Source organism: Stenotrophomonas sp. 2694, assembly GCF_040548715.1.
In the GTDB taxonomy this organism is placed as follows: domain Bacteria; phylum Pseudomonadota; class Gammaproteobacteria; order Xanthomonadales; family Xanthomonadaceae; genus Stenotrophomonas; species Stenotrophomonas indicatrix.
Window position 1 is genome coordinate 1 of the sequence record NZ_JBEPSG010000004.1, and the last position, 25,229, is coordinate 25,229.

At 66.7% G+C, this 25,229-nt stretch carries 24 protein-coding genes; 16 read left to right on the forward strand and 8 right to left on the reverse strand.

Annotated elements, in window-relative coordinates; translation table 11 throughout:
• Positions 1 to 223: 223 nt before the first annotated feature.
• Both ABIA73_RS06525 and ABIA73_RS06530 read right to left on the reverse strand, forming a co-directional pair.
• Positions 224 to 448, reverse strand: a complete 225-nt coding sequence (locus tag ABIA73_RS06525; RefSeq protein ID WP_025877091.1) for a YbdD/YjiX family protein — start codon at positions 446 to 448, stop codon at positions 224 to 226.
• The gene (locus ABIA73_RS06530; protein WP_025877093.1) at positions 448 to 2,529 is read right to left on the reverse strand and encodes a carbon starvation CstA family protein; all 2,082 of its coding nucleotides are present in this window, start codon (positions 2,527 to 2,529) and stop codon (positions 448 to 450) included. The genes ABIA73_RS06525 and ABIA73_RS06530 overlap by 1 nt, the downstream gene beginning before the upstream one ends.
• Before the next feature lie 269 nt (positions 2,530 to 2,798).
• Here ABIA73_RS06530 and ABIA73_RS06535 point away from each other — a divergent pair, with 269 nt between their 5' ends.
• Complete coding sequence (locus tag ABIA73_RS06535) at positions 2,799 to 3,650, forward strand: pirin family protein (protein WP_354275569.1); 852 nt, start codon at positions 2,799 to 2,801, stop codon at positions 3,648 to 3,650.
• Positions 3,651 to 3,875: 225 nt separating this feature from the next.
• On the opposite strand, the gene ABIA73_RS06540 is transcribed toward ABIA73_RS06535, so the two are convergent.
• The 4 genes from ABIA73_RS06540 to ABIA73_RS06555 all read right to left on the reverse strand — a co-directional run bounded on the left by ABIA73_RS06540 (position 3,876) and on the right by ABIA73_RS06555 (position 8,946).
• The gene (locus ABIA73_RS06540) at positions 3,876 to 4,334 is read right to left on the reverse strand and encodes a hypothetical protein (protein WP_025877096.1); all 459 of its coding nucleotides are present in this window, start codon (positions 4,332 to 4,334) and stop codon (positions 3,876 to 3,878) included.
• A gap of 196 nt (positions 4,335 to 4,530) precedes the next feature.
• Positions 4,531 to 5,250, reverse strand: coding sequence for an aquaporin Z (gene aqpZ, locus ABIA73_RS06545; protein WP_032951977.1), 720 nt, complete (start codon positions 5,248 to 5,250; stop codon positions 4,531 to 4,533).
• A 121-nt stretch (positions 5,251 to 5,371) separates the two neighbouring features.
• On the reverse strand, positions 5,372 to 6,235 hold the full coding sequence (locus ABIA73_RS06550) for a pirin family protein (RefSeq protein ID WP_099786112.1): 864 nt from the start codon (positions 6,233 to 6,235) through the stop codon (positions 5,372 to 5,374).
• A 647-nt stretch (positions 6,236 to 6,882) separates the two neighbouring features.
• The gene (locus ABIA73_RS06555; protein ID WP_354275570.1) at positions 6,883 to 8,946 is read right to left on the reverse strand and encodes a 3-hydroxyacyl-CoA dehydrogenase NAD-binding domain-containing protein; all 2,064 of its coding nucleotides are present in this window, start codon (positions 8,944 to 8,946) and stop codon (positions 6,883 to 6,885) included.
• A 235-nt stretch (positions 8,947 to 9,181) separates the two neighbouring features.
• Between ABIA73_RS06555 and rpoE the strand changes: the two genes are divergently transcribed.
• The 9 genes from rpoE (at position 9,182) to recO (ending at position 17,838) form a co-directional block, all read left to right on the forward strand.
• Complete coding sequence (gene rpoE, locus ABIA73_RS06560; RefSeq protein WP_025877103.1) at positions 9,182 to 9,802, forward strand: RNA polymerase sigma factor RpoE; 621 nt, start codon at positions 9,182 to 9,184, stop codon at positions 9,800 to 9,802.
• Positions 9,799 to 10,674, forward strand: coding sequence for a sigma-E factor negative regulatory protein (locus ABIA73_RS06565; RefSeq protein ID WP_059064783.1), 876 nt, complete (start codon positions 9,799 to 9,801; stop codon positions 10,672 to 10,674). The genes rpoE and ABIA73_RS06565 overlap by 4 nt, the downstream gene beginning before the upstream one ends.
• A gap of 76 nt (positions 10,675 to 10,750) precedes the next feature.
• Entirely contained in the window at positions 10,751 to 12,292 is a 1,542-nt protein-coding gene (locus ABIA73_RS06570; protein WP_059064782.1) for a DegQ family serine endoprotease, read from the forward strand.
• A 184-nt stretch (positions 12,293 to 12,476) separates the two neighbouring features.
• Positions 12,477 to 14,270, forward strand: coding sequence for a translation elongation factor 4 (gene lepA / locus ABIA73_RS06575; protein WP_033832213.1), 1,794 nt, complete (start codon positions 12,477 to 12,479; stop codon positions 14,268 to 14,270).
• 54 nt (positions 14,271 to 14,324) lie between these two features.
• Positions 14,325 to 15,119 (forward strand): signal peptidase I, encoded by a 795-nt coding sequence (gene lepB, locus ABIA73_RS06580; RefSeq protein ID WP_025877111.1) that lies wholly within the window; start codon positions 14,325 to 14,327, stop codon positions 15,117 to 15,119.
• 34 nt (positions 15,120 to 15,153) lie between these two features.
• Positions 15,154 to 15,537, forward strand: a complete 384-nt coding sequence (locus ABIA73_RS06585; RefSeq protein ID WP_025877113.1) for a DUF4845 domain-containing protein — start codon at positions 15,154 to 15,156, stop codon at positions 15,535 to 15,537.
• Entirely contained in the window at positions 15,527 to 16,207 is a 681-nt protein-coding gene (rnc, locus tag ABIA73_RS06590; RefSeq protein WP_025877115.1) for a ribonuclease III, read from the forward strand. The genes ABIA73_RS06585 and rnc overlap by 11 nt, the downstream gene beginning before the upstream one ends.
• Positions 16,204 to 17,100, forward strand: coding sequence for a GTPase Era (era, locus tag ABIA73_RS06595; protein ID WP_025877117.1), 897 nt, complete (start codon positions 16,204 to 16,206; stop codon positions 17,098 to 17,100). Before rnc ends, era begins: the two co-directional genes overlap by 4 nt.
• Positions 17,101 to 17,118: 18 nt before the next feature.
• On the forward strand, positions 17,119 to 17,838 hold the full coding sequence (recO, locus tag ABIA73_RS06600) for a DNA repair protein RecO (protein WP_134832927.1): 720 nt from the start codon (positions 17,119 to 17,121) through the stop codon (positions 17,836 to 17,838).
• A 556-nt stretch (positions 17,839 to 18,394) separates the two neighbouring features.
• Here recO and ABIA73_RS06605 read toward each other — a convergent pair.
• The gene (locus ABIA73_RS06605; protein WP_025879186.1) at positions 18,395 to 19,117 is read right to left on the reverse strand and encodes an Hpt domain-containing response regulator; all 723 of its coding nucleotides are present in this window, start codon (positions 19,115 to 19,117) and stop codon (positions 18,395 to 18,397) included.
• A gap of 128 nt (positions 19,118 to 19,245) precedes the next feature.
• Here ABIA73_RS06605 and rlmD point away from each other — a divergent pair, with 128 nt between their 5' ends.
• Positions 19,246 to 20,580 carry a 23S rRNA (uracil(1939)-C(5))-methyltransferase RlmD gene (gene rlmD / locus ABIA73_RS06610; RefSeq protein ID WP_025879185.1) on the forward strand — a complete coding sequence of 445 codons (1,335 nt, stop codon included), beginning with the start codon at positions 19,246 to 19,248 and terminating at the stop codon, positions 20,578 to 20,580.
• Between the two features lie 60 nt (positions 20,581 to 20,640).
• On the opposite strand, the gene ABIA73_RS06615 is transcribed toward rlmD, so the two are convergent.
• Positions 20,641 to 21,261, reverse strand: a complete 621-nt coding sequence (locus ABIA73_RS06615; RefSeq protein ID WP_059064779.1) for a hypothetical protein — start codon at positions 21,259 to 21,261, stop codon at positions 20,641 to 20,643.
• 93 nt (positions 21,262 to 21,354) lie between these two features.
• On the opposite strand from ABIA73_RS06615, the gene ABIA73_RS06620 reads away from it, so the two are divergent.
• The 5 genes from ABIA73_RS06620 to ABIA73_RS06640 all read left to right on the forward strand — a co-directional run bounded on the left by ABIA73_RS06620 (position 21,355) and on the right by ABIA73_RS06640 (position 25,148).
• Complete coding sequence (locus ABIA73_RS06620; RefSeq protein ID WP_059064778.1) at positions 21,355 to 21,840, forward strand: CYTH domain-containing protein; 486 nt, start codon at positions 21,355 to 21,357, stop codon at positions 21,838 to 21,840.
• Between the two features lie 48 nt (positions 21,841 to 21,888).
• The gene (locus tag ABIA73_RS06625; RefSeq protein WP_059064777.1) at positions 21,889 to 22,596 is read left to right on the forward strand and encodes a DsbA family oxidoreductase; all 708 of its coding nucleotides are present in this window, start codon (positions 21,889 to 21,891) and stop codon (positions 22,594 to 22,596) included.
• Positions 22,597 to 22,758: 162 nt separating this feature from the next.
• Entirely contained in the window at positions 22,759 to 23,766 is a 1,008-nt protein-coding gene (gene nagZ / locus ABIA73_RS06630; RefSeq protein ID WP_025879181.1) for a beta-N-acetylhexosaminidase, read from the forward strand.
• A complete protein-coding gene (locus ABIA73_RS06635) occupies positions 23,766 to 24,320 on the forward strand; it encodes a hypoxanthine-guanine phosphoribosyltransferase (protein WP_025879180.1) in 555 nt (184 codons plus the stop codon). Before nagZ ends, ABIA73_RS06635 begins: the two co-directional genes overlap by 1 nt.
• Positions 24,321 to 24,401: 81 nt before the next feature.
• Positions 24,402 to 25,148, forward strand: coding sequence for an S-methyl-5'-thioinosine phosphorylase (locus tag ABIA73_RS06640; protein ID WP_025879179.1), 747 nt, complete (start codon positions 24,402 to 24,404; stop codon positions 25,146 to 25,148).
• Positions 25,149 to 25,229 lie beyond the last annotated feature (81 nt).

The window sequence follows — 25,229 nt, forward strand, 5'->3', positions numbered from 1 at the left end:
ATTTTGTGCGTGGGGGGGGGGTGGGGGGCTTGCTGGGACTGGGGGCGCCCGTCGGCCCCCCCCCCCCCCCGGGGGGGGGGTGGCGGGGGGGCCCCCCCCCCCCCCCACCGCCCCGTCAAACCCACAGAACCCCAGAGCCGACGCTCCAGCAGTTGCGGTTGCAGTTGATGTTGCCGTTGCCTCTGCGGGCGCCGGGCTGCAAGCCCGGCACCCACCGGGAACCTCAACAGCAGCGACCACCGTTGCGCCCGCCATACCGCGCTTCCTGCCGCTCGCGGAAGAACGTCTTGTAGTCCATCGGCTCGCGGTCCGGATGCTTCTCCCGCACATGCCGCACATAGTTGTCGTAGTCGGGAATGCCGCAGCACAGCCGCGCCGTCTGCACCAGGCGTCGCCAGATCCGGCGATGCGCCTGGTACTGCCCCACCGGAACCAGTTGTGTACTCATTACAGGTCCACCATTTCATGCGGCTTCAGCGCCACGTACGGGGTCTCGCGGTCGCTGCGCTGCGGATTGCGGCGCGCCGCCACGATCGTCTTGATCGAATACACCAGCACCGACGCCACCACCAGCAGGAACAGCGCGGTCAGGCCGGTGTTTACATAGGCATTGACCACGATCTGCTGCATCTGCGCGACCGACTTCGCCGGTGCGGTGATGGTGCCGCTGGCCAACGCGTCCTGGAACTTGTGTGCCTGTGCCAGGAAGCCCTGCGCCGGATTGCTGTCGAAGATCTTGATGAAACCAGCATAGGTGGTGCAGATCAGCAGCCACACCGCAGGCACCGCGGTGACCCACGCGTAGCGGTCACGCTTCATCTTGAACAGCACCACCGTGCCCAGCATCAGCGCGATGCCCGCCAGCATCTGGTTGGAGATGCCGAACAACGGCCACAACGTCTGGATGCCGCCGAACGGATCGACCACGCCGGTGTACAGCAGGTAGCCCCACAGCGCCACGCAGCCGGCAGTGCCGATAATGTTGGCGGTCCACGACTCGGTCTTCTTCAGCGCCGGCACGAAATTGCCGAGCAGGTCCTGCAGCATGAAACGACCGGCACGTGTGCCCGCATCCACAGCGGTGAGGATGAACAGTGCTTCGAACAGGATGGCGAAGTGGTACCAGAACGCCATCATCGCGTCGCTGCTGCTGGGGATCGCCTCATGCAGGATCTGCGCGATGCCCACCGCCAGGGTGGGGGCACCACCGGCACGATGCAGGATGGTCGGTTCACCGATCGCTGCCGCCGTGGCCGTCAGCTGTTCGGGGGTGATGGTGAAGCCCCAGGTATTGGTGATGTAGTGCGCGGCCGACGCTGCATCGGCACCGATCACTGCCGCCGGGCTGTTCATCGCGAAGTAGATGCCCGGATCGATGATCGAGGCCGCCACCAGCGCCATCACGGCCACGAACGATTCCATCAGCATGCCGCCGTAGCCGATGTAGCGCATGTGCGCTTCATTGGCCAGCAGCTTGGGCGTAGTGCCCGAGGAGATCAGTGCATGGAAACCCGACACCGCGCCGCAGGCGATGGTGATGAACAGGAACGGGAACATGCCGCCTTTCCACACCGGGCCGTCGCCGCTGGCCGCGAACTGGGTCAGCGCCGGCATCTTCAGTTCCGGCATCACCACCAGGATGCCGATGGCCAGCGCGATGATCGTGCCGATCTTCAGGAAGGTCGACAGGTAGTCGCGCGGTGCCAGCAGCAGCCAGACCGGCAGCACCGAGGCGACGAAACCGTAGCCGATCAGCATCCAGGTGATCTGGGTGCCGGTGAAGGTGAACGCCGGGCCCCAGGTCGGGTCTGCCGCCACCTTGCCACCGAACCAGATCGCGGCGAGCAGCAGCACCAGGCCCACCACCGAGATCTCACCGATCTTGCCCGGCCGGATGTAGCGCATGTAGACGCCCATCAGGATCGCGATGGGCATCGTCGCGATCACCGTGAACATGCCCCACGGGCTTTCCGCCAGCGCCTTGACCACCACCATCGCCAGCACGGCCAGGATGATGATCATGATCAGGAAGGCACCGAACAACGCGATGGTGCCGGGCACCTGGCCCATTTCCTCGCGCACCAGGTCACCCAGTGAGCGGCCGTTGCGGCGGCTGGACAGGAACAGGACCATGAAGTCCTGCACCGCACCGGCCAGCACCACGCCGACCACCAGCCACAGCAGGCCGGGCAGGTAGCCCATCTGCGCGGCCAGCACCGGGCCGACCAGCGGGCCGGCACCGGCAATGGCGGCGAAGTGGTGGCCGAACAGCACGTGCTTGTTGGTCGGTACGTAGTCCAGGCCATCGTTGTTGATCACCGCCGGGGTGGCCCGGGTCGGATCGAGCTGCATCACCTTGTCGGCGATGAACAGGCTGTAGAAGCGGTAGGCAACCAGGTACAGCGATACCGCCGCGACCACGATCCACAACGCGTTGATGTGCTCACCGCGCCGCAGCGCCACCGTGCCCAGGCAGAACGCGCCGAGCAGGGCGAGGGCCGCCCAGCCTATTTTGGAAAAACCTTTCATGAGGTGCTCTCTCCCGGAAAGACAGGCAAAGAGTCCCGCGTGCCCCTGGCAGGGTCAATGTGCACGGGACCATTCGGCGGTAGTACTTTGGTCGTACATGGGTGTGGCAGGTGGCGATGTTCCTTCGCAGCCGACAACGCAGGCGGTGCCGGCGTGCGGACATGACGTGCGGCGAACACCAGGGATGGAACAATCGGTTGCGACGGCATCCATTGGCGTTGCGCGCTGCAGCGTCCATTTTTACCGGCATCCATCCAACAGGAGTCACCATGAGCCTTCCCGAGCCGGTCCGCGTCCTGCGTACCATCCGTGGCATGCCCACCTCCGACGGTGCCGGTGTTCGCCTGACCCGGGTCATCGGCGGCCCCTCGCTGCCCGACCTCGATCCGTTCCTGCTGCTCGACGAATTCGGCACCGATCGCGCCGAGGACTACATCGCCGGTTTCCCCGAGCATCCGCATCGTGGTTTCGAGACCGTCACCTACATGCTCGATGGCCGCATGCGGCATCGCGACAATCACGGCAACGAGGGCCTGCTGACCCCCGGCAGCGTGCAGTGGATGACGGCCGGCCGTGGCCTGGTGCATTCGGAGATGCCCGAGCAGGAAAGCGGGCAGATGCGCGGCTTCCAGCTGTGGGTGAACCTGCCGGCGCGCGACAAGATGACCGCGCCGAAGTACCAGGAATTCGCTCCCGGGAAGATCCCGGTGGTGCAGCCGGCCGAAGGCGTGCAGGTCAAGGTGATCGCCGGCACGGTCGAGGGCACGGTGGGGCCGATCGCGCAGCCAGCCACCGATCCGCTGTATCTGGACATTGCACTGGAGGCCGATCGTGCCTGGACCTACTCCCTGCCCGAAGGCCACAACGCGTTCGTCTATGTGTTCGAAGGCGGGTTGACGGTGGGCGAGCAGGATGCGGCGCGCGACGTGGCGCGGCAGGAACTGGCGGTGCTGGGCGGCGGCGAGCAGCTGCATCTGTCGGCAGGCAGCGACGGTGCGCGGTTGATCCTGGTGGCGGGTCGTCCGCTGCGCGAGCCGGTGATGCGCCATGGCCCGTTCGTGATGAACACCCGCGAGGAATTGATGCAGGCCTTCGTCGATTTCCAGGAAGGCAGGTTCTGAGGTCGCGCTGCGGGCCATGCCCACAGCACATTGGTAGCACCGGGCCACGCCCACAGCGCATCGGTAGCGCCGGGCCATGCCCACAGCACATTGGTAGCGCCGGGCCATGCCCGGCGGATGTCCAGAAGAGCCGACACGACAGAAAGCCGCCGGGCATGGCCCGGCGCTACCGATGGATCGGGTGGAAGTGCGGGAATGCTGCCAGGCAGTCATCCCCGCAGCGCCTCAGCGGCCGTCGGCCACGGCAGAGGGCGTCAGGTTCATGCCCTGCGCAAGCTGCTGCAGCGTGCCCAGTTCCTGGGAACTGTCGGGATACAGCGCGATCTGCGCGTAGCGGCCCTTGTCCAGCTTGACCACGCTGATGCGGCGCTCGGCATAGCCCGGCGGCTGCTGGCCGCCCAGGTCCGGCTGGTACCAGTACATCGATTCACCGGCAAAGCTGCCTTTTTCCTGGCGCAGCGAGCGGGTCAGTGGAATGCCCGGATCGCGCTGGCTGAGCATCAGGCTCAGTACTTCGCGCCCGTCACTGGTGGCCGCGCGGCAGACCAGGAAGCCGGACTGTGCCTGCTGCTGCCATTGCAGGCCGCTGCTGGCGGGCAACGAAGGACAGTCGACCGGGGCCTGCGCGCAGGCAGACGCCGCAACGAACAACAGGCTCGACAGAACAACAGGCGCGAACTTCATGCATCCCCCAAGGTGGCGTGTCGTTGGCACCGCCGGTGACACCGGCGGTCGAGGCATCCCATCCCCGGATGCCGTCCTGCCCGGCGAAAGCACGGGCGGATGACCAGACCTTAACGGAACGTGAGCGATCGCACAAATCGCGGTTACATCCGTAACCATTGCGGCCGAGGGTCGGCCGCAATGGCACGGTCATGGCTCAGCGGTCGTTGCCGATCCACTTGTAGATGATGCCGCCGATCGCACCGCCCAGCAGCGGGGCGACCCAGAACAGCCACAGCTGGCCGGTTGCGCCACTGCCGGCGAAGAAGGCCACCGCCGTGGAGCGGGCCGGGTTCACCGACGTATTGGTCACCGGAATGCTGATCAGGTGGATCAGGGTCAGGGCCAGGCCGATGGCCAGCGGCGCGAAGCCCGCCGGCGCCTTGCCATGGGTCGCGCCCATGATCACGATCAGGAACACCGCCGTGAGCACCACTTCGCACAGGAACGCGGCCGCCACGCTGTAGCCACCGGGTGACAGCGCACCATAGCCGTTGCTGGCGAACGCGCCGGCCTGGCTGCCATCAATGGCGAAGCCGCTGGCACCGGAGGCGATCTGCAGCAGGATGAAGCCGGCCAGCAGGCCGCCGGCCACCTGCGCGATGATGTAGGGCACCAGATCCCGGGTCGGGAAGCGGCCACCGGCCCACAGGCCCACGCTGACCGCTGGATTGAAGTGCGCACCGGAGATATGGCCGAACGCGTAGGCGCCGGTCACCACGGTCAGGCCGAAGGCCAGGGCCACGCCGAGGAAACCGATACCCAGCGGATTGCCGTCGCCACCGAACTTGGCGGCCAGCACCGCACTGCCACAGCCACCCAGGACCAGCCAGAACGTGCCGAGGAACTCGGCGGACAAGCGTTTACCCATGCTCATGTGTTGCACTCCTTTGACGGTCTAAAGTGTGATTTATGTCACATTTCAGTGATCAGCGGGTGACTGTAGCGTCAACGCCGGGTGCAGGGATACACCTTCGGATGTGTGCAACACGCGATGCTCAGTACTGGGGCAGGGGAATGAATTCCTTGTCGTCGCCGGGAATGGTGCCGAAACGTCCGGCTTCCCAGTCGTGCTTGGCCTGCTCGATACGTTCCTTCGAGCTGGAAACGAAGTTCCACCACAGATGGCGCGGGCCATCCAGCGGTTCGCCGCCGAACAGCATCGCCTTCACCGGCGTCTTCGCCCGCAGGCGGCCGCGCGCACCGGCTTCGGGAAGCACCAGGTGCTGGGCGGGAATGTCCACACCATCCAGCTGCGCTTCGCCTTCGAGGATGTACAGCGCACGTTCGCGGTGGCCATCATCGATGTCGATCTCTGCATCCGGGTCCAGGTCGATCGCCACGTTGAGCGTGTCGGCGAACACCTTGACCGGCGACTCCTCGCCATAGGCGCGTCCGGCAATGACGCGCAGCCAGGCGCCGTTGCGGCGCTGCTCGGGCAGGGTGGCGGCGGCATGGTGGTAGAAGGCCGGTTCGATTTCCTCATGCGACTTCGGCAACGCAACCCAGGTCTGCATGCCGTGGATCGGGTTGTCATGGTCGCGGTCCGGTTGCGGCGTGCGCTCGGAATGGGCGATGCCGCGGCCGGCGGTCATCCAGTTGACGTCGCCGGGACGGATCACCTGGTCCGAGCCCAGCGTATCGCGGTGGCCGATGGCACCGGACCAGAGGTAGGTGACGGTGGCCAGGCCGATATGCGGGTGCGGGCGCACGTCGATGGCGGTACCGGGGTGCATGAGTGCCGGGCCCATCTGGTCGACGAACACGAACGAACCGATGCTGCGGGCCTGCAGGGTGGGCACGGCGCGGCGCACTTCCAGGCCGCCGATGTCGTGCACGCGCGGGGCGATGATGGTGGTCATGCGGGCGTTCTCGCTGGCAGGGATCAAGGCGGTCAGCATCGCATGTGGTGGTGGCGGTGACATTCCCCGTCCGGGTAACAGGTTGTTCCAGCCAACGGCGCAGCCCCTCGTGGCTGTGGGTTGGTCGCTGAAGGCAAAAGCAGAAGCCGCGCTTGGCCGGGCGGGTGGGTGGCGCAGGACACGCCGTAAACCCGTCCATGGGGGCTCGATGGCGCCATCCATGGCGCCAACGGTCCTGCGCCACCCACCCGCCCGGCCTCTGACGGTTTCCGTGTGCTGTCCAGCCACGGAGAAGAAAAAAGAAAATCAAAATCAAACCCAAACGCCGGTCGCTTCGCTCGCATCCACGCATGGCGTGGACCAAGCGTGTCGACCAAGGTCGACACCTACCAGCTCCCGAAGGTCACCGACCGTCACCGGGAAACTGTCAGGGGTGGGGCGGTGTGGGTTGGCAGGACCGTTGGCGCCATGGATGGCGCCATCGAGCCCCCATGGATGGGTTTACGGCGTGTCCTGCCAACCCACACCGCCCCGCCCACCAAACAGAAAAGCCAGAGCCGGCTGTTGCTCCGGCTCTGACTCTGGCTTCGGCTGTTGCTGTTGCTGTTGCCTACGCGGGTGCCGGGCCGCAGGCCCGGCTGATCACATCAAACCACCGGTTCGCGCAGTACCGGGTTGTCCCAGCCCGGGCGCGGTGCGAAGCGATCACCGTGACGCTGCTGCAGCGCCTTCAGGCGCTCCACGATGGCATCGGCACCCACCGCACGGATGTGCTGGATCGGACCGCCGCGGAACGGTGCGAAGCCGGTACCGAAGATCACGCCCGCATCCAGCAGGTCCGCGTCGGCCACCACGCCTTCGTGCAGGCACGCCACCGCCTCGTTCAACAACGGCAGGATCAGGCGATCTTCCAGATCGGCAGGCGCCTGATAGTCGCGCGCCACGTCCGGCTTCTTGGCCCGGCCGTTCTCCCAGGTGTAGATGCCCTGGCCATCCTTCTTGCCGCGCTTGTCCGGTTCCACCGTCTGCAGCGCCGCCGGAATCTGCAGGCCCAGGAACGGGGCCAGTTCCTTGCCCACGCCAGCGGCCACGTCCAGGCCTACGGTGTCGATCAGTTCGATCGGGCCCATCGGCATGCCGAACTTCACCGCCGCCTTGTCGATCACCGCGCCCGGAATGCCTTCAGCGTATGCGGTGGCCGCTTCCAGCATGTACGGGAACAGCACGCGGTTGACCAGGAAACCGGGCGTGCCGGCCACCGGCACCGGGAACTTGCCCAGCGCCTTGCAGAAGGCTGCCAGGCGACGTTCGGTTTCGGCCGCCATGCCGTCGTGATGGATGATCTCCACCAGCGGCATCTGGGCCACCGGGTTGAAGTAATGCAGGCCGGCGAACTGCGCCGGGCGCTGGATGTGATCGCGCAGCTCCACCAGCGGAATCGACGAGGTGTTGGTGGTCAGCAACGCGTCGAGCTTCATCTTCGGCTCCAGCGTCTGGTACAGCGCACGCTTGGCTTCCGGGTTCTCGATGATCGCTTCGATGACCAGATCGGCCTGCGCCACGCCATTGCCTTCCAGGTCCGCACGCAGGCGCGCGGCGACGGCCGGGCGCTTGCTCTCGTCACGCACCTTCTTGGCGAACAGTGCCTGCGCACGTTCCATGGCCGGGTCGATGAAGCGCTGCTCGCGGTCCTGCAGGGTCACTTCAAAACCCTTGTAGGCGGCCCACGCAGCAATGTCACCGCCCATCACGCCAGCACCGACCACGTGCACGTGGCGGATGCCGGAATCGCCACCGCCCAGGCCCTTCAGGCGTTCGGTGAGGAAGAAGATGCGGATCAGGTTGCGCGCGGTCGGCGTGCTGGCCAGCTTCACTACGGCGCGTCGTTCGGCATCCAGGCGTGCCTGCACCGGCTTGCCGCCGCTGCGCTGCCAGGTGCTGATCAACGCATACGGCGCCGGGTACTGGTCCTTCTTCGCCTTGCGTGCGACCTGCTTGACCATCTGCGGGGCCAGCAGCTGGCGTGCCGGCCAGGTATTGGTCGCCCAGGCCAGCGCACGCTGCTTGAACGGGCGGGTGGTGCCGGACAGTGCCAGCGCCACGGCGGTATCGAGCACGACGGCCGGTGCCACCACCTTGTCGACCAGCCCGATGCCGCGTGCGGCCGAGGCCGACAGCGTGCGTCCGGTCAGCATCATGTCCATCGCCGCCGGTGCGCCGACCAGCTGCGGCAGGCGCGCGCTGCCACCCCAGCCCGGGAAGATGCCCAGTTGGGTTTCCGGCAGGCCGATGCGGGTGGAACTGTCATTGGATGCAACGCGATAACGGCAGGCCAGGGCCAGCTCGGTACCGCCGCCCAGGCAATGGCCATGGATGGCGGCCACGGTCGGGCAGGGCAGTTCTGCCAGCTTCTGGTAGGTCGACTGGCCGCGGCGGATGGCGTCGTTGACGGTGCCGCGGCGATCGAACTCCTGGAACTCCTTCAGGTCGGCACCGGCGATGAAGCCTGCCTTCTTGAGGGACTGGATCACCACGCCCTTCGGTGGGTCCATGGCGATGCGCTCCAGCAGGTCGCCCAGCTCCAGCAGCACATCCTGCGACATTGCGTTGACACTGCTGTCCTGACGATCCAGGGAGAGGACCACCACGCCATCGTCGCGGATCTCGGGGTGCCAGTGGCTGAAGCGGAGACCATCGAAGCTTGAGAGCATGGACGTTCCATCCGGTTGTGTATGGAGAAGGGGGCTATGATCCAGAGGTTGTTTCCCCCGCGTCAAATCCCAATAGCAGGGGTGTGGCGCCCCGGATCGCAGGCCTTGGACCGGAACGTTAACGGAACGGTGGTTAAAAGCTGGTGCGGCGCCAGGTGATCGGCGACTGAACTTTTCCCGGGATTGGCAGTCTCATTGCCCGACGTCGGTTGGGCTGACAGGAGTGCGGCCCCTCATGGCCGATGTTGATACACCTCAGGAGCTGGATCTGGAACTGGTCCGGCGCGTGCAGCACGGCGAGAGTGCCGCCTTCGATGTCCTGGTGCGCAAGTACCAGCATCGGGTCGTGGCCCTGGTCGGTCGCTACATCGCCGACTGGAGTGAATGTCAGGACGTGGCCCAGGACACTTTCATCCGTGCGTACCGTGCGATTGGAAGCTTCCGCGGCGACGCCCAGTTCTCAACCTGGTTGCATCGGATCGCCGTGAACACCGCCAAAAACCACCTGGCTTCGCACAATCGCCGCCCGCCGACCGATGACATCGACATCGGCGACGCCGAGCAGTTCGACAGCGGCACGCGCCTGCGCGACACCGATACGCCCGAGCGCGAGTTGATGCGCCAGGAACTGGAACAGACGGTGATGAAGGCCGTCAACGCGCTGCCGGAAGAACTCCGGTCGGCGATCACCCTGCGCGAGGTGGAAGGCCTGAGCTACGAGGAAATCGCGCAGAAGATGGGGTGCCCGATCGGCACCGTGCGTTCACGGATCTTCCGGGCGCGCGAGGCGATCGACACCGAACTCCGGCCGCTGCTGGACATCGGCAGTGCCACCCGCGAGAAGAGCCGTATATGACCCGCATTCCGAACAACGAATCGCACAACCACCAGTCTCCCGCCGGGCAACGCCTGGACGAACGCCATCGCCAGCAGTTGTCGGCGCTGGTCGACGGCGAGCTGGGGGCAGACGAGGCGCGCTTCCTGGTGCGCCGCATGGAACACGATCCGGAACTGGCTGGCTGCCAGGAACGCTGGCAGCTGCTGGGTGATGTCATGCGCGGCCAGGCGTCGCTGCTGGCACCGGCCGGTTTCAGCGCCGCCGTGGCTGCCGCCATCGCCGCCGAGCCCGCACCGCTGGCCGAGCCGAAGCGTCAGGCCCGCCGTAGTGGTTGGCGTGCATGGGGCGGCGGTGCGCTGGCCGCTTCGGTTGCCGCCGTAGCGCTGTTCGTCGGCCGCGAAAAACTGCAGGAGGCGCCGCCGGTGGATGTCTCCGCACCGCAGGTGATCGCCAGCCAGGCGCAGTTGCCGCCGGCATCGGAGCAACCGGCTGCCGTCACCGAGGCGTCGGTGGACACTGCTGCGATGGCCGTGGCCAGCGTGCCGGCGGTGGCCATGGCCGCCGCCAGCCGTCGCCAGGATGTGCGCCGCGCCAGCGCCACCCGCAGCCAGCAGGCCGCACGCGTGGCCCAGCGCGATGACGCACCGCTGCGCGCGGTTGCCAGCCAGGCGCCGCTGACCCCGACCATGCCCGCCGGTAGCGCGCGCAATCTGCCCTTTGGCGAGGTCGGCAATCTGCAGGCACGGCCGTGGCCGCGCTCCAGCCTGGCGCCCGCCGCCGGTGGTGCCCTCAATGCCAGTTTCCCGGCCCATGCCGGTGGCGCTGCGTTCTATCCGTTCGAGCCACGCCTGCAGGACGACCTGCCGGCGCCGCAGCGCCCGCGCGACTGAGCCGGGTAACGTCACACGCCCCGCCGCCAGCGGGGCGCTTCTTTCCCTTTCCATCCGACCCGGAGGTTGCCGTCCGATGACTCCCCGACTCCGCACACAGGCCATTGGCCTGTTCGCCCTGACCCTGCCGCTGGTGGCCTGCGCCCAACCGGCGGCGCCGACGACCGCCCCGCCGCAGGCCACCGCCGCTGCTGCGGCGCCGCGCGCACCGGCGCAACCGCTGGTCAGCGGTCTGCCTGACTTCACCAATCTGGTGGAACAGGTTGGCCCCGGCGTGGTCAACGTCGACACCACCATTGTCCGCAGCAACCGTCAGGCACGCGGCGGCATGGTCCCGGGTGATGACGAGATGCCCGAGTTCTTCCGCCGCTTCTTCGGCCCCGATTTCCCGATGCCGGGGCAGGGCCCCGGCGGCCAGGACGGCGGACCCAGCATCAAGGGTCGCGGCATGGGCTCGGGCTTCATCATTTCGCCTGACGGCTACGTGCTGACCAATTACCACGTGGTCGCCGACGCCAGCGAAGTGAAGGTAAAGCTCGGCGACAGCCGCGAGTTCACCGCGAAGGTGGTGGGTAGCGACCAGCAGTACGACGTGGCCCTTCTCAAGATCGACGGCAAGAACCTGCCGACCGTGCGCGTGGGTGATTCCAATACCCTCAAGCCCGGTCAGTGGGTTGTTGCGATCGGCTCGCCGTTCGGCCTCGACCACTCGGTTACCGCCGGCGTGGTCAGTGCGCTTGGGCGCAACACCGGTGGCCCAGACCAGCGCTATGTGCCGTTCATCCAGACCGACGTGGCGATCAACCAGGGCAATTCCGGCGGCCCGCTGCTCAACACCCGTGGTGAAGTGGTCGGCATCAACTCGCAGATCTTCTCGGCCTCCGGCGGCTACATGGGCATCAGCTTCGCGATCCCGATCGACCTGGCGATGAACGCGGTCGAGCAGATCAAGAAGAGCGGCAAGGTCACCCGTGGCCAGCTGGGTGCGGTGGTCGAGCCGATTGATTCATTGAAGGCGCAAGGCCTGGGCCTGCCCGACAGCCGCGGCGCGCTGGTCAACCAGATCGTGCCGGACAGCGCTGCGGCCAAGGCCGGGGTCAAGATCGGTGACGTGATCCGCACGGTGAACGGTGCGCCGGTCAACAGCTGGTCCGATCTGCCGCCGCTGATCGGTGCGATGGCACCGGGCAGCCGCGTCACCCTGGGCGTGATCCGCGATGGCAAGCCGCGTGACCTGAGCGCGACCCTGACCGCTCTGGCCGAGGACGCGCAGGGCAATGCCCGCAGCCCGTCCGCAGGCAATGACACGGCGGCTCCGCAGGCCGGCGCCAATGCCCTGCTGGGGTTGGACGTTGCCGACTTGACTGCGCCGCAGCGCAAGCAGCTGGGCCTGGAGGCGGGCGAAGGTGTCCGCATCACCGCCGTGAAGGGCGAGGGCGCCCGTGATGCCGGCCTGTCCGGGGGCATGGTGATCCTGCAGGTGGCCAGTACCCCGGTCGGCAGCGTTGAAGCCCTGAACCGCGCGCTGTCCGGCTACAAGAAGGGCGATGTGGTCATGCTGCTGGTCCGTACCGGCAGCGGCAACAGCGCCTTCGTCGCGGTCAAGGCCGGCCCGTAACAACCGATGGCCGCCTTCACGGCGGCCCTCGTGGTGTCCCCGAAGCCCCGCCCTGGCGGGGCTTCGGCCATTCCGGGGCCGTGTCGGCAGGCCAACCACGCGGTGGCCCTCCGGGCATGCGATAATCGACCGTTACCCTGACGACGCCGCGCGCCGCCGCCACCTCTCTATGTCCTCTGATTCGATGCGGAACATCCGCAACTTCTCCATCATCGCCCACGTCGACCACGGCAAGTCCACGCTGGCCGACCGCATCATCCAGCTCTGTGGCGGCCTCCAGGCCCGCGAGATGGAAGCGCAGGTGCTCGACTCCAACCCGATCGAGCGCGAACGTGGCATCACCATCAAGGCGCAGTCGGTGTCGCTGCCGTACGTGGCGAAGGACGGCCAGACCTACCACCTGAACTTCATCGACACCCCCGGCCACGTCGACTTCTCCTATGAAGTCAGCCGCTCGCTGGCCGCCTGCGAGGGCGCGCTGCTGGTGGTCGATGCGGCCCAGGGCGTGGAAGCGCAGTCGGTGGCCAACTGCTACACCGCCGTGGAGCAGGGGCTGGAAGTGGTGCCGGTGATCAACAAGATCGACCTGCCCACCGCCGATATCGAGCGCGCCAAGGCCGAGATCGAGGCCGTGATCGGCATCGATGCCAGCGACGCCGTGCCGGTCAGCGCCAAGACCGGCCTGAACGTGGTCGACGTGCTGGAAGCGATCGTGCATCGCATTCCGCCGCCGGTGCCGCGCGATACCGACAAGCTGCAGGCGCTGATCATCGACTCGTGGTTCGACAACTACCTGGGCGTGGTCTCGCTGGTGCGCGTGATGCAGGGCGAGATCAAGGCCGGTGACAAGCTGCAGGTGATGTCCACCGGCCGCAACCACCAGGTCGACAACGTTGGTGTGTTCACCCCGAAGCGCAAGGTGCTGCCGGCACTGCGCGCGGGCGAAGTGGGCTGGGTCACCGCCAGCATCAAGGACGTGCACGGCGCTCCCGTCGGCGACACCCTGACCCTCGCTGCCGACCCGGCGCCGAAGCCGCTGCCCGGCTTCCAGGAAATGCAGCCGCGCGTGTTCGCCGGCCTGTTCCCGGTCGATGCCGAGGACTACCCGGACCTGCGCGAAGCGCTGGACAAGCTGCGCCTGAACGATGCCGCGCTGCGCTTCGAGCCGGAAAGCTCCGAAGCGATGGGCTTCGGTTTCCGTTGCGGCTTCCTCGGCATGCTGCACATGGAAATCGTGCAGGAGCGCCTGGAGCGCGAATACAACCTGGACCTGATCAGCACCGCGCCGACGGTGGTGTATGAAGTCCTGAAGACCGATGGCACGATCATCAACATGGACAACCCGGCCAAGCTGCCGCCGGTGAACCATGTGCAGGAGATCCGCGAGCCGATCATCCGCGCCAACGTGCTCACTCCCGAGGAGTACATCGGCAACATCATCAAGCTGTGCGAAGAAAAGCGCGGCAGTCAGATCGGCATCAACTACCTGGGCAGCCAGGTGCAGATCAGCTACGAGCTGCCGATGGCCGAAGTGGTGCTGGACTTCTTCGACAAGCTGAAGTCGGTCAGCCGTGGCTATGCCTCGCTGGACTACCACTTCGTGCGCTTCGATGCCGGTCCGTTCGTGCGCGTGGACGTGCTGATCAACGGCGACAAGGTCGATGCGCTGTCGCTGATCGTGCATCGCAGCCATGCCGATCGTCGTGGTCGCGAGCTGTGCGAAAAGATGAAGGACCTGATCCCGCGCCAGCAGTTCGACGTGGCCATCCAGGCCGCCGTCGGCTCGCAGATCATCTCGCGCACCACGGTCAAGGCCATGCGCAAGAACGTTCTGGCCAAGTGCTATGGTGGCGACGTTTCGCGCAAGAAGAAGCTTCTGGAAAAGCAGAAGGAAGGCAAGAAGCGCATGAAGCAGGTCGGCCGCGTGGAAATTCCGCAGGAAGCCTTCCTGGCCGTGCTGCAGATGGACAACAAATAAGCCCCGAAACCGGCCTTCGGGCCGATCGTCCGGTGACGTTGCAAAGGACCCTGAATGAAACTGTTTGAGATCCTCCTGGTCGTGCTGACCCTGGCCTCCGGCCTGATCCTGCTGGCCGACAAGCTGTACCTGGCCAAGCGTCGCGCCCAGCGCGCCGGCCTGCTCGACACCGAGCCGGTGCTGGTGGACTACTCGCGTGCGTTCTTCCCGGTGCTGGCGATCGTGCTGATCGTGCGCAGCTTCATCGCCGAGCCGTACAAGATCCCGTCCAGCTCGATGATGCCGAACCTGCTGATCGGCGATTTCATCCTGGTCAACAAGTTCTCCTATGGCCTGCGCCTGCCGATCACCAACACCCGCTTCGTGCCGGTCGGCGATCCGGCCCGTGGTGACGTGGTGGTCTTCCACTTCCCCGGCCATGGCGACAACGACCCGGCCAAGGGCGAGAACTTCATCAAGCGCGTGATCGGCGTGCCGGGCGACACCGTCGTGTTCGAAGGCGACGGGGTGATCCTCAACGGCGAACCGCTGAAGTACGACAACAAGGGCATCTACGCTGGCCACAAGGGTCAGGGCGAGGGCGCCAACCTGCTGGTCGAGCACCTGCCGGGCCGTACCCACACCGTGCTGGAGACCGATTATCCGCGTGGCCAGGGCCAGTGGACCGTGCCGGCCGGCAAGTACCTGGTGATGGGCGACAATCGCGACAACAGCGACGACGGCCGTTTCTGGGGCCTGCTGCCGGAAGAGAACCTGCGCGGCAAGGCATTCCTGATCTGGCTGAACTGCCAGGGCTGGTTCTGCAAGGACGGCTTCGAACCGTCGCGGATCGGCTCGAGCATCAACTGACTTCACATCCACTCGCGTATCTGGGGAGAACGCAATGAAGACGATGAACACGCAGCGCGGCATGACCCTGACCTCGTTCCTGACGGTCCTGATCGTGGTTGGCTTCTTCCTCTACATCGGCATGAAGCTGTTCCCGATGTACCAGGAGTATTACGCGGTGCGCTCGGCGATGAAGAGCCTGGCCAAGGAACCGGGCATCGGCAGCATGGCGCCGGCCAACATCCAGGAACTGTTCTTCAAGCGGCTGTACATCAACTACTCGGACAACGTGAAGCCGGCCAACGTCAAGTTCGACCGTCGCGACAATGGCTGGACCCTCAAGGTCAACTACGAAGTGCGCCGCCAACTGGTCGGCAACCTGGATGTGGTTGGCAAATTCGATTCTTCCCAGGACCTGACCCGTAGCGGTGCCGAATAAATCTTTCCAACGTGAAGACCTGATCGGTCACGCCTTCCGCGACCCAGACCTGCTCAAGCAGGCGCTGACCCATCGCAGTGCCGGCGCGCCGCATAACGAGCGGCTGGAGTTCCTTGGCGACAGCATCGTCAACATGATGGTCGCCGAGGCGTTGTACCTGCGCTGGCCCAAGGCGGACGAAGGCGCGATGACCCGCGCCCGCGCCGAGCTGGTCCGCGAGGGTGCGCTGGCGGTGATCGCGCGGACCCTGCAGCTGGGTGACCGGCTGACGATGGGCCCCGGCGAAATGAAGTCCGGCGGCCATCGCCGCGACTCGACCCTGGCCGATGCATTCGAGGCCGTGGTTGCTGCGATCTACCTGGACGCGGGTTTTGAAGCCTGCCGGGCGATGGTCCTGCCCTGGTTTGCCGCCTCGATGGAGGCGCTGCCGGCCACCGGGCGACCGGAGAAGGACCCCAAGACCCGCCTGCAGGAATGGCTGCAGGGCCGACAGAAGGCGTTGCCACAGTACGAACTGGTGTCAGAATCCGGTGACGACCACGCCAAACACTTCCGGGTACGCTGCAACGTAGCCGACCCCGCCGCCAGCACCGAGGGCGAAGGCTCCTCGCGGCGGATTGCCGAACAACAAGCGGCTGCGGCCGTCCTTGAACAACTGGATTCCAAGTGAGCGAACAAACTCCCCATCATTGCGGCAGCGTGGCCGTCATCGGCCGCCCCAACGTGGGCAAATCGACCCTGACCAATGCCTTGGTCGGGGCCAAGGTCAGCATCGTGTCCAACCGGCCGCAGACCACCCGTCACCGCCTGCTGGGCATCGCCACCTACCCGGAAGGGCAGCTGGTGCTGGTCGACACGCCCGGCCTGCACAAGGTGCAGAAGCGGGCGATGAACCGGGTCATGAACCGCGCTGCCCGCGGCTCGCTGGAAGGCGTCGACGCCGGCCTGCTGGTGATCGAAGCCGGTCGCTGGGACGAAGAGGACAGCCTGGCCTTCAACGTGCTGCGCGACGCCGGTATCCCGGTGGTGCTGGTGGTCAACAAGATCGACCGCATGAAGGACAAGGGCGCACTTCTGCCGTTCCTGCAGGAAGTGACCGCCGGCCGTGATTTCTCGTCGGTGCATCCGATTTCGGCGCAGAAGCGCAACGGCCTGGAAGCCCTGGTCCGTGACGTGCTGGCGCTGTTGCCGGAAGCCCCGCCGATGTTCGGCGAAGACGAGATCACCGACCGCAGCCAGCGCTTCCTGGCCGGCGAACTGGTGCGTGAACAGCTGATGCGCCAGTTGGGCGAAGAGCTGCCGTACGCCACCACGGTGGAGATCGAGCGCTTCACCGAGGACGGCAACCTGCTGCGCATCGGTGCGGTGATCTGGGTCGAGCGCGAAGGCCAGAAGGCGATCGTGATCGGCAAGGGCGGCACCCGCCTGAAGGAGATCGGGGCCAAGTCCCGCCTGCAGATGGAGCGTCTGTTCGGTGCCAAGGTGTTCCTGGAAACCTGGGTGCGCGTGCGTGAGGGCTGGTCCGATGACGAGGCCGCGCTGAAGGCCTTCGGCTACGAATAAGCCGCGACGGTCGCTTCGATGCTGATCGAGGACGACACCGGCTTCGTGCTGCATGCGCGGGCCTATCGCGAGACCAGCCTGCTGGTCGAGGTATTGAGCGCCGAGCACGGCCGGATCGGCCTGCTCGCGCGTGGTGTTTCCACGGCCAAGGGCCAGGTGCTGCGAGCGGCCCTTCAGCCACTGCAGTGGATCCGCTTCAGCGCGCTGCAGCGTGGCGAACTGGCCCAGCTGCGCGGTGCTGAAGCGCTGGATGTGGCGCCGCGCCTGCTCGGCCAGGCCATGCTGGCCGGGTTCTATCTCAGCGAGTTGACCCTGCGCCTGGCACCGCGCCAGGACCCGCTGCCGGAGTTGTACCTGGCCTTTGGTGAGGCGCGTGCGCGCCTGGCCGTGGGGGCCGGACTGGCCTGGACCCTGCGCCGTTTCGAACGCGAGCTGCTGACGGCGCTGGGCGTGGGTTTCGATCTGGAGACCGCCAGCGATGGCCAGCCGATTGACCCGGCGGCGCGCTATGAACTGGACCCGCAGGAAGGACCGCAGCGCCTGCTCAGCGAGCGTGGCGGCGAGCGTCGCGCAGCGGCTACCGGCTCGGCACTGCTGGCCCTGGCAGCCGACGACGAACCGGAAGCCGCCGATCTGGCCAGCCTGCGCCTGCCGATGCGGCGGGTGCTGGCCCATCACCTGGGCGCGCGCGGGTTGAAGTCGTGGGAGATGCTGGAGCAGCTGACACCCCGGCGTTGAGGGGTGTTCGGCAGGGCTTGCAGCCCTGCACCTGCCGAGGCCAAGGCACGAGCCAGAGCAACAGCAACAACAACAGCGTGCATTCCGTGGGTAGGCGGGGTGGGTCCGATTGCGGGGGACGCCGTAAACCCGTCCATGGGGGCTTGGCCGCGGCATCCATGCCGCGGACACCCCCGCAACCGGACCCACCCCGCCTTCGACAATTGTCCGCGAGCTGTCGGAATGGCTTCCGGCTCTGGTAGGTGTCGACCTTGGTCGACACGTAGATCCACGCCATGCGTGGATGCTCTTCGATCCAATATCGAAATATTCGATTTCGATGGAGATTCATCCACGCATGGCGTGGATCTACCAGATCGCGGAAATCTGTCAGAGGTGGGGCGGTGTCGGAGTGCGGGGTGTCAGCCGCATGGATGCGGCTGCCAAGCCCCCATGGACGGGTTCACGGCGTCCCCGCACTCCGACACCGCCCCGCCATCCCACGGGATGCACGCTTTTGACGTTGAATTTGACGTCAGCTTCGGCGGGTGCAGGGCGCAGCCCTGCCGACCAACCCTCAGTGCAGCAGGGCAGCCACCGCCGCGCGGAACCCCGCCTGTGCCTGCCCCGATTCGGGCGTGTGATGCAGCTGCCGTACCGCACGTGCCAGTCGCGCTGCACCCACGAACCCGCAGCTGGCCTGCAACCGGTGCAGCTGGCTGCGCAGCTGGCGCTCGTCATGCTGGTCCACGGCCTGTTCGACCGCATCGCGCACGCCCGGCAGTTCGGCCAGGAACAGCTCGCGCAGGGCGATCAGGTGGTTGCGTTGGCCATTGAGCGCGGCCAGGGCGGCGGTTTCGTCCCAGTCCTCCAGGGCCAGCTCGACCGCCGCCGGCGGCACCGTGGAACCGGCGGGGCTGTTGACCAACGCGCGACGGACCGCCTTCAGCAGTTGGTCGCGGCCCAGCGGTTTGACCAGGGTGTCGCTGAAACCCGCCTCGCGCAGGCGGGCGTGAATGGCAGCATCGCCGTCGGCGGTGTGCGCCAGCGCCGGGGTGTCCGGGTGCGAGCGGCGCAGCTGGTGCAGCAGCTGGGCACCGTTGCCATCAGGCAGGTTGACGTCGATCAGCCACAGATCGTGGGCACCGGGCTCGGCGCGCGCCAGGGCGCTGGCCAGTGAGTCGGCGGTATCCACATCCGCTGGTAACGTTTCCAACGCCGCTTTGAAAAAACCACGGCTGATGATGTCGTCCTCGACAAGCAGGAAGCGGGGTCGACTGGCCCGCGGGGTCATCTGCATCAGGGCTGCCTCCATGTCAGCTGGGGTCAATCATCAAGCACGGCGGCGGCGGGCGCAAGCGGCCAGCGGCCCTGCTGGTCAGGATCTGCGACAATACGCCCCCACTTTTGCCCGCAGCCTGTTGCCACGTGGCCCGATCCCGCTCCCGCATCGACCGTACTCCCTTCCAGACCGAGATCCTCGACCTCAGCCATGATGGTCGCGGTGTTGCCCGCCGTGAAGGCGAGGGCGGCAAGGTCACCTTCATCAGCGGCGCCCTGCCGGGCGAAGTGGTGATGGCCGAACAGACCGCCCGCAGCCGCCACTTCGATGAGGCGCGCACGGTGGAAGTGCTGCAGGCCTCGCCGCAGCGGGTGACCCCCAAGTGCCCGCATTTCGGCACCTGCGCCGGCTGCGTGCTGCAGCACCTGGACGAAGACCAGCAGATCGTCGCCAAGCAGCGCGTGCTGATGGACAACCTGGAGCGCATCGGCCATGTGAAGCCGGGCACCGTGCTGCCGCCGCTGGTAGGTGACAGCTGGGGCTACCGCCGCAAGGGCCGGTTCTCGGTGCGCCGGGTCGAGAAGAAGGACAAGACCCTGGTCGGCTTCCGCGAGCAGGACCCGCGCTTCGTCGCGGACCTGCAGCAGTGCCTGACCGTGATCCCGGAAATCGGCACCAAGGTGGAGGTGCTGTCGACCTTCATCGAATCCCTGGATGGCAAGCGCGACATACCGCAGATCGAGTTCATCGCCGGTGACCAGGCCGTGGTGCTGACCGTGCGCCACCTGCAGCCGCTGAGTGATGCCGATCGCGCCGCCTGGGCGGCCTTTGGCCAACAGCACGGTTTTGTCATCTACCTGCAGTCGGGCGGCGTGGATACCGTGCAGCCGCTGGACGGGCAGGGCGTGGCGCTTTCGTTCCGGCTGGCGCCGTGGGATGTCGAACTGGCGTTCCGTCCGCTGGATTTCATCCAGGTCAATGCCAAGCTCAACGAGAAGATGATCGCCCACGCGCTGGACCTGCTTGAACCGGGTGCCGACGAGCGCGTGCTGGACCTGTTCTGTGGCCTGGGCAACTTCACCCTGCCGCTGGCGCGCAAGGTGCGCGAAGTGGTGGGCGTGGAAGGTGATGCCGGGCTGGTGGCGCGTGCGCGTGAGAACGCCGAGCGCAACGGGCTGGCCAACGCGCAGTTCTACAGCGCCGACCTCACCCAGGACCAGCGCAGCACGGCATGGATGCGCCAGGGCTTTGACAAGCTGCTGCTGGATCCGCCGCGTTCGGGCGCCATCGAAGTGCTGCAGCAGCTGCCGTTGAAGCAGTTCAAGCGCATCGTCTATGTCAGCTGCCATCCGGGCTCGCTGGCCCGCGATGCCGGCTACCTGGTCAACGAACAGGGCTTCACCCTGGTCAGCGCCGGTGCGATGGACATGTTCCCGCATACCGCGCACGTGGAAAGCATCGCGGTGTTCGAAAAGCGCTGATGCCTGCAGCGCCGGGGGCTGCCCGGCGCCTGCCTTGCCGCTTGCAGGCAGGCAATGCGGTCAGTCGGCCGGTGCGTTCTGCCACTGGCCGTCCACGCGCACGAAGGCCATGGACTGCTCGCCGTGCTCGCTGCCGTCGCCTGCGCGCACGGTGCATTCGATGGCGGCCCTGTCGCTGGCGACCTCGCAGTTCCTCACGTCCTGCACCTGCAGGGTGCCGGCAGCCTGTTCGAAGCGTGCGCGCAGGGCTGGGTCGGCCTGCTGCTGCGCCTGTCCGGCGATCCGTTCCCGCAGCAGCACCTGCACTCTTTCGCGGGGCGGTGCCGGTACGGGCACATTGCGCTGGTCAGGCAGTGTCCACGCGCCATCCACCAGCGCCAGCCGCAGCAGCTGTGGTCGCGAGTTGATGCCTGCGCTGGCGGTGGCGATGCAATCGACGGCGTCGCCGGCCTCGGCGGGGGCACAGCTGTCCAGGGTCTGCAGACGGGGCCGGAACGTCTCGGCAACCAGGCGACTGCTGTCGCTGGCGGGGCGATCGGCAACGGCCTGGTCGAACATCCGGTCCATCGCAGCCTGTGCCTGCTGCAGCGAAGGTACGGTCGCCGATCCGGCGCTGGCAACGGCGCACGGCAGCAGCGCCGACAGGGCAAGACAGCGACGAAGGCGATGGGAAAGCGTCATGAGCGACCATTCCATGGTTGGGGGCCGCGCAGTGTAGTCCTGCCCGTCGCCGCGCCGATAGGCAGCGTCTGGCGTGAGCCGCATACTGTGCCCATGGGCATCGAAATCGAACGCAAATTCCTCGTCACCCATGATGGGTGGCGCACTGCCGCGCACCGGGTCATCCCGATGGCGCAGGGCTACATCAACGATCTGGGCGCACTCGACCGCGGCAGCCAGAACGCCTCGGTGCGGGTCCGCATTGAAGGCGACAAGGCCGCGCTGAACCTGAAGTCGCGCACCCTGGGCCATACCCGGCAGGAGTTCGACTACCCGATTCCGGTGCAGGATGCGCGCGACCTGCTGGCGCTGTGCGTCGGCGGCCTGATCGACAAGCGCCGGCATCTGGTCGAGTACGCCGGCCTGACCTGGGAAGTGGACGAGTTCCTCGGCGACAACGCCGGCCTGGTGGTCGCCGAAGTCGAGCTGGACAGCGCCGACCAGGTCATCGACCTGCCGGACTGGATCGGCGCCGAAGTGACCGACGACGCCCGCTATTACAACGTCGCTCTGGCCAGCCGCCCCTATTCACAGTGGTGAAACCCTCCGTCCCCTTTTTTCGAGGGTGTCGGCCCCCATGTCGGGGGGATGAGAATCGACATCTACTCCGACGTGGTCTGCCCCTGGTGCTGGATCGGCAAGCATCGCTTCCAGCAGGGTGTGCAGTTGCTGGGCGCCGATGCGCCCGAACTCGAGATCCACTGGCAGCCGTTCCAGCTTGACCCCGATGCGGACGCCACCCCGGTGCCACTGCGCGAGGCCTATGTGCGCAAGTTCGGCGGTGCCGAGCGCACCGAGCAGATTCTGGGCCAGACCCAGACCGCTGCGCGGGCCGAGGGCCTGCCGATGGACTTCAGCCAGGGCCAGGTGCGGGTAACCACGCTGCCGGCGCATCGCCTGTTGTGGCTGGCTGGCCAGCACGGCGTGCAGGAGGCCGTCGGTGAGGCGCTGTTCCGCGCCCATTTCGAGCATGGACAGAATCTGGCCGACCCGGCGGTGCTGGTCGAGGCCGGCGCCGCCGGTGGCCTTGCCGCAGACGAGATCCAGCAGATGCTGGCCGGCGATCGTGGCCTGGCCGAAGTGGAAGCGAGTCTGGCGCAGGCCCACGCACTGGGTATCTCCTCGGTGCCCACCTTCGTCATCGATGGCCGCTGGGCGGTTTCCGGAGCCCAGCCCCCGGAAGCCTTCGCCAACGCGCTGCGCCAGATCGCCGCCGAGCAGGCGGCAGGGCAGGGCGCGGAGGGTGCCCCGGAAGGCGGCGACGACGCCTGCGGCGCGGACGGCTGCAAGGTCTGACCGACCCGCAGAAGGGGACGGAGGGGGGTGAGTCCCATCCGGCACCAGTGGGTCGATTGCGCCTTGATCCCCTCCGTCCCCCTTTTTGACCACTGCGCCTGTTGGCCGGTTCTGCGACAATGCGGCACTGCGCCATGCGGGCGCCCGTTGTGGAGATCGACCATGCTGCTGATCGGCGTTGCCGGTACTGAACTGACCGCCCAGGAACGTGAGTGGCTGCAGCACGATGCTGTGGCCGGGGTGGTGCTGTTCAAGCGCAACTTCGCTTCGCGGCAGCAGGTGACCGAACTGTCCGCGGCGATCCGCGCTGCCGCACCGCGCCCGCAGTTGATCTGCGTGGACCAGGAAGGCGGTCGCGTGCAGCGCTTCCGTGAGGGCTTCAGCGAACTGCCGCCGCTGCAGGACATCGGTGTCCAGTACGCCAGGGATCCCGACGCTGCGCTGGCATTGGCCGAGCAGCACGCCTGGCTGATGGCCAGTGAGGTCCGTGCCAGCGGCGTGGACCTGAGCTTCGCCCCGGTGGTCGACCTCGGCCGTGGCAATCGCGCCATCGGCAATCGTGCCTTCAGTGAAGACCCGCAGGTCGTGGCCGCGTTCACCGCCGCCTACGTACGCGGCATGCATGCGGTCGGCATGGCCGCCACCCTCAAGCATTTCCCCGGCCATGGCACCGTGCTGGAAGACACCCACGTGGATACCGCGATCGATCCGCGTGCGCTGGATGAACTGCGCGCACAGGATCTGGTCCCGTTCACGGCCGGTATCGCCGCCGGCGCCGATGCGGTGATGATGGCGCACGTGATCTACCCGCAGGTCGCACCGGAACCCGCTGGTTACTCGCCGCGCTGGATCCAGCAGATCCTGCGTGGCGAGCTCGGCTTCCGCGGCGTGGTGTTCTCCGATGACATCGGCATGGCCGCCTCGCACAGCGCCGGTGGCGTGCCGGCACGCGTGCACGCACACCTGGATGCCGGCTGCGATGTAGTGCTGGTCTGCCACCCGGAGCTGGTCGATGAAGCCCTGCACGCGGTGCAGGGACGCTCCCTCAATACCGCTGCGCTGCTGGGCCTGCTCGGCCGCGGCGCGCTTGGCTGGGATGGCCTGCTGGCCGATGCCCGCCATGGCGACACCCAATCCCGTCTGCTGCAAACCCTTGGAAGAACCGTCTGATGCCGAACCTCACCATTTCCCAGGCCCTGGCCCAAGCCGACCTGCTGGTCGACCGCCCCACCATCGACAAGGCCATTGCCGGCATCGCCGACGCCATTGCGCGCGACTACCAGGGCGAGGTGCCGCTGTTCCTGTCGATCATGCACGGTGCGCTGCCGTTCGCCGGCCAGCTGGCACTGGAGCTGGGCGCGCGTGGCCAGGACGTGCAGTTCGATTACCTGCACGCCACCCGTTACCGCGGTGAGACCACCGGCGGCGACCTGGTGTGGAAGCACAAGCCGGCCACGGCGCTGTTCGGCCGCCGCGTGCTGCTGGTCGATGACATCCTCGACGAGGGTTACACCCTGCAGGGCGTGCGTACCTGGTGCCTGGAGCAGGGCGCGACCGACGTGCGCATTGCCGCGATGACCGTGAAGAAGCACGATCGCGCGCTGCCGGACGTCACCGCCGACTATGCCGGCATCGAGCTGCCGGATCGCTACGTGTTCGGTTTCGGCATGGACGTCAACGAAACCCTGCGCTGCGTGCCGGCCATCTACGCGATGAAGGAATAACAACGCGGCCGCCTGCGGCCTGCGTTTCCCGCCGCCGGCATCCTCGGGTGCCGGCGTTCTTTTTTCTCTGGAGTGCTTTCCATGCAACAGATCGCCCTGGCCGTGATTGGCGGTACCGGTGTCTACAACCTGGCCAAGCTTGACGACGTGCAGACCCACGAAGTCGACACCCGCTTCGGCAAGCCGTCCGGCCCGGTGCGGGTCGGGACATTGCTCGGTCATCGCGTGGCCTTCCTTGCACGCCATGGTGAAGGCCATTCGCTGCCGCCGCACAAGATCAACTACCGGGCCAACCTGGCCGCGCTGCAGCAGATCGGCGCGCAGCGGGTGCTGGCGCTGAACACGGTCGGTGGCATCGGTGACGATTTCGGGCCGCGCGTGCTGGCCTGCCCGGATCAGGTAATCGATTACACCTGGGGCCGCATCAGCACGATCTGCGAAGAAGAGGGCACCGACGTGGTGCACGTCGACTTCGGCCATCCGTATACGCCGATGCTGCGCAGCAAGATCCTGGCGGCGGCGAAGGTGACCGGTGTGAAGGTCCACGATGGCGGCTGCTATGGCGCGACCCAGGGCCCGCGGCTGGAAACCATCGCCGAGATCGCGCGCATGCGCCGCGATGGCTGCGATCTGGTCGGCATGACCGGTATGCCCGAAGCGGCGCTGGCGCGTGAGCTGGGGCTGGATTACGCCTGCCTGGCGATCGTTGCCAACTGGGCCGCTGGGTGCGGTGATGGTGAGGAGATCACCATGGCCGAAGTGCTCGCCAATGTGCAGGCCGCCAGCAACGGACTTCCGGAACTGGTCGGCGAATTGGCGCGGGGGTGATTGTCTTCGCGTAACAAGCTTTGCATACTCAGCTTGTGCGCGGGTTCAGCGTACACCACCCATTCATTGCATAAGGTCACG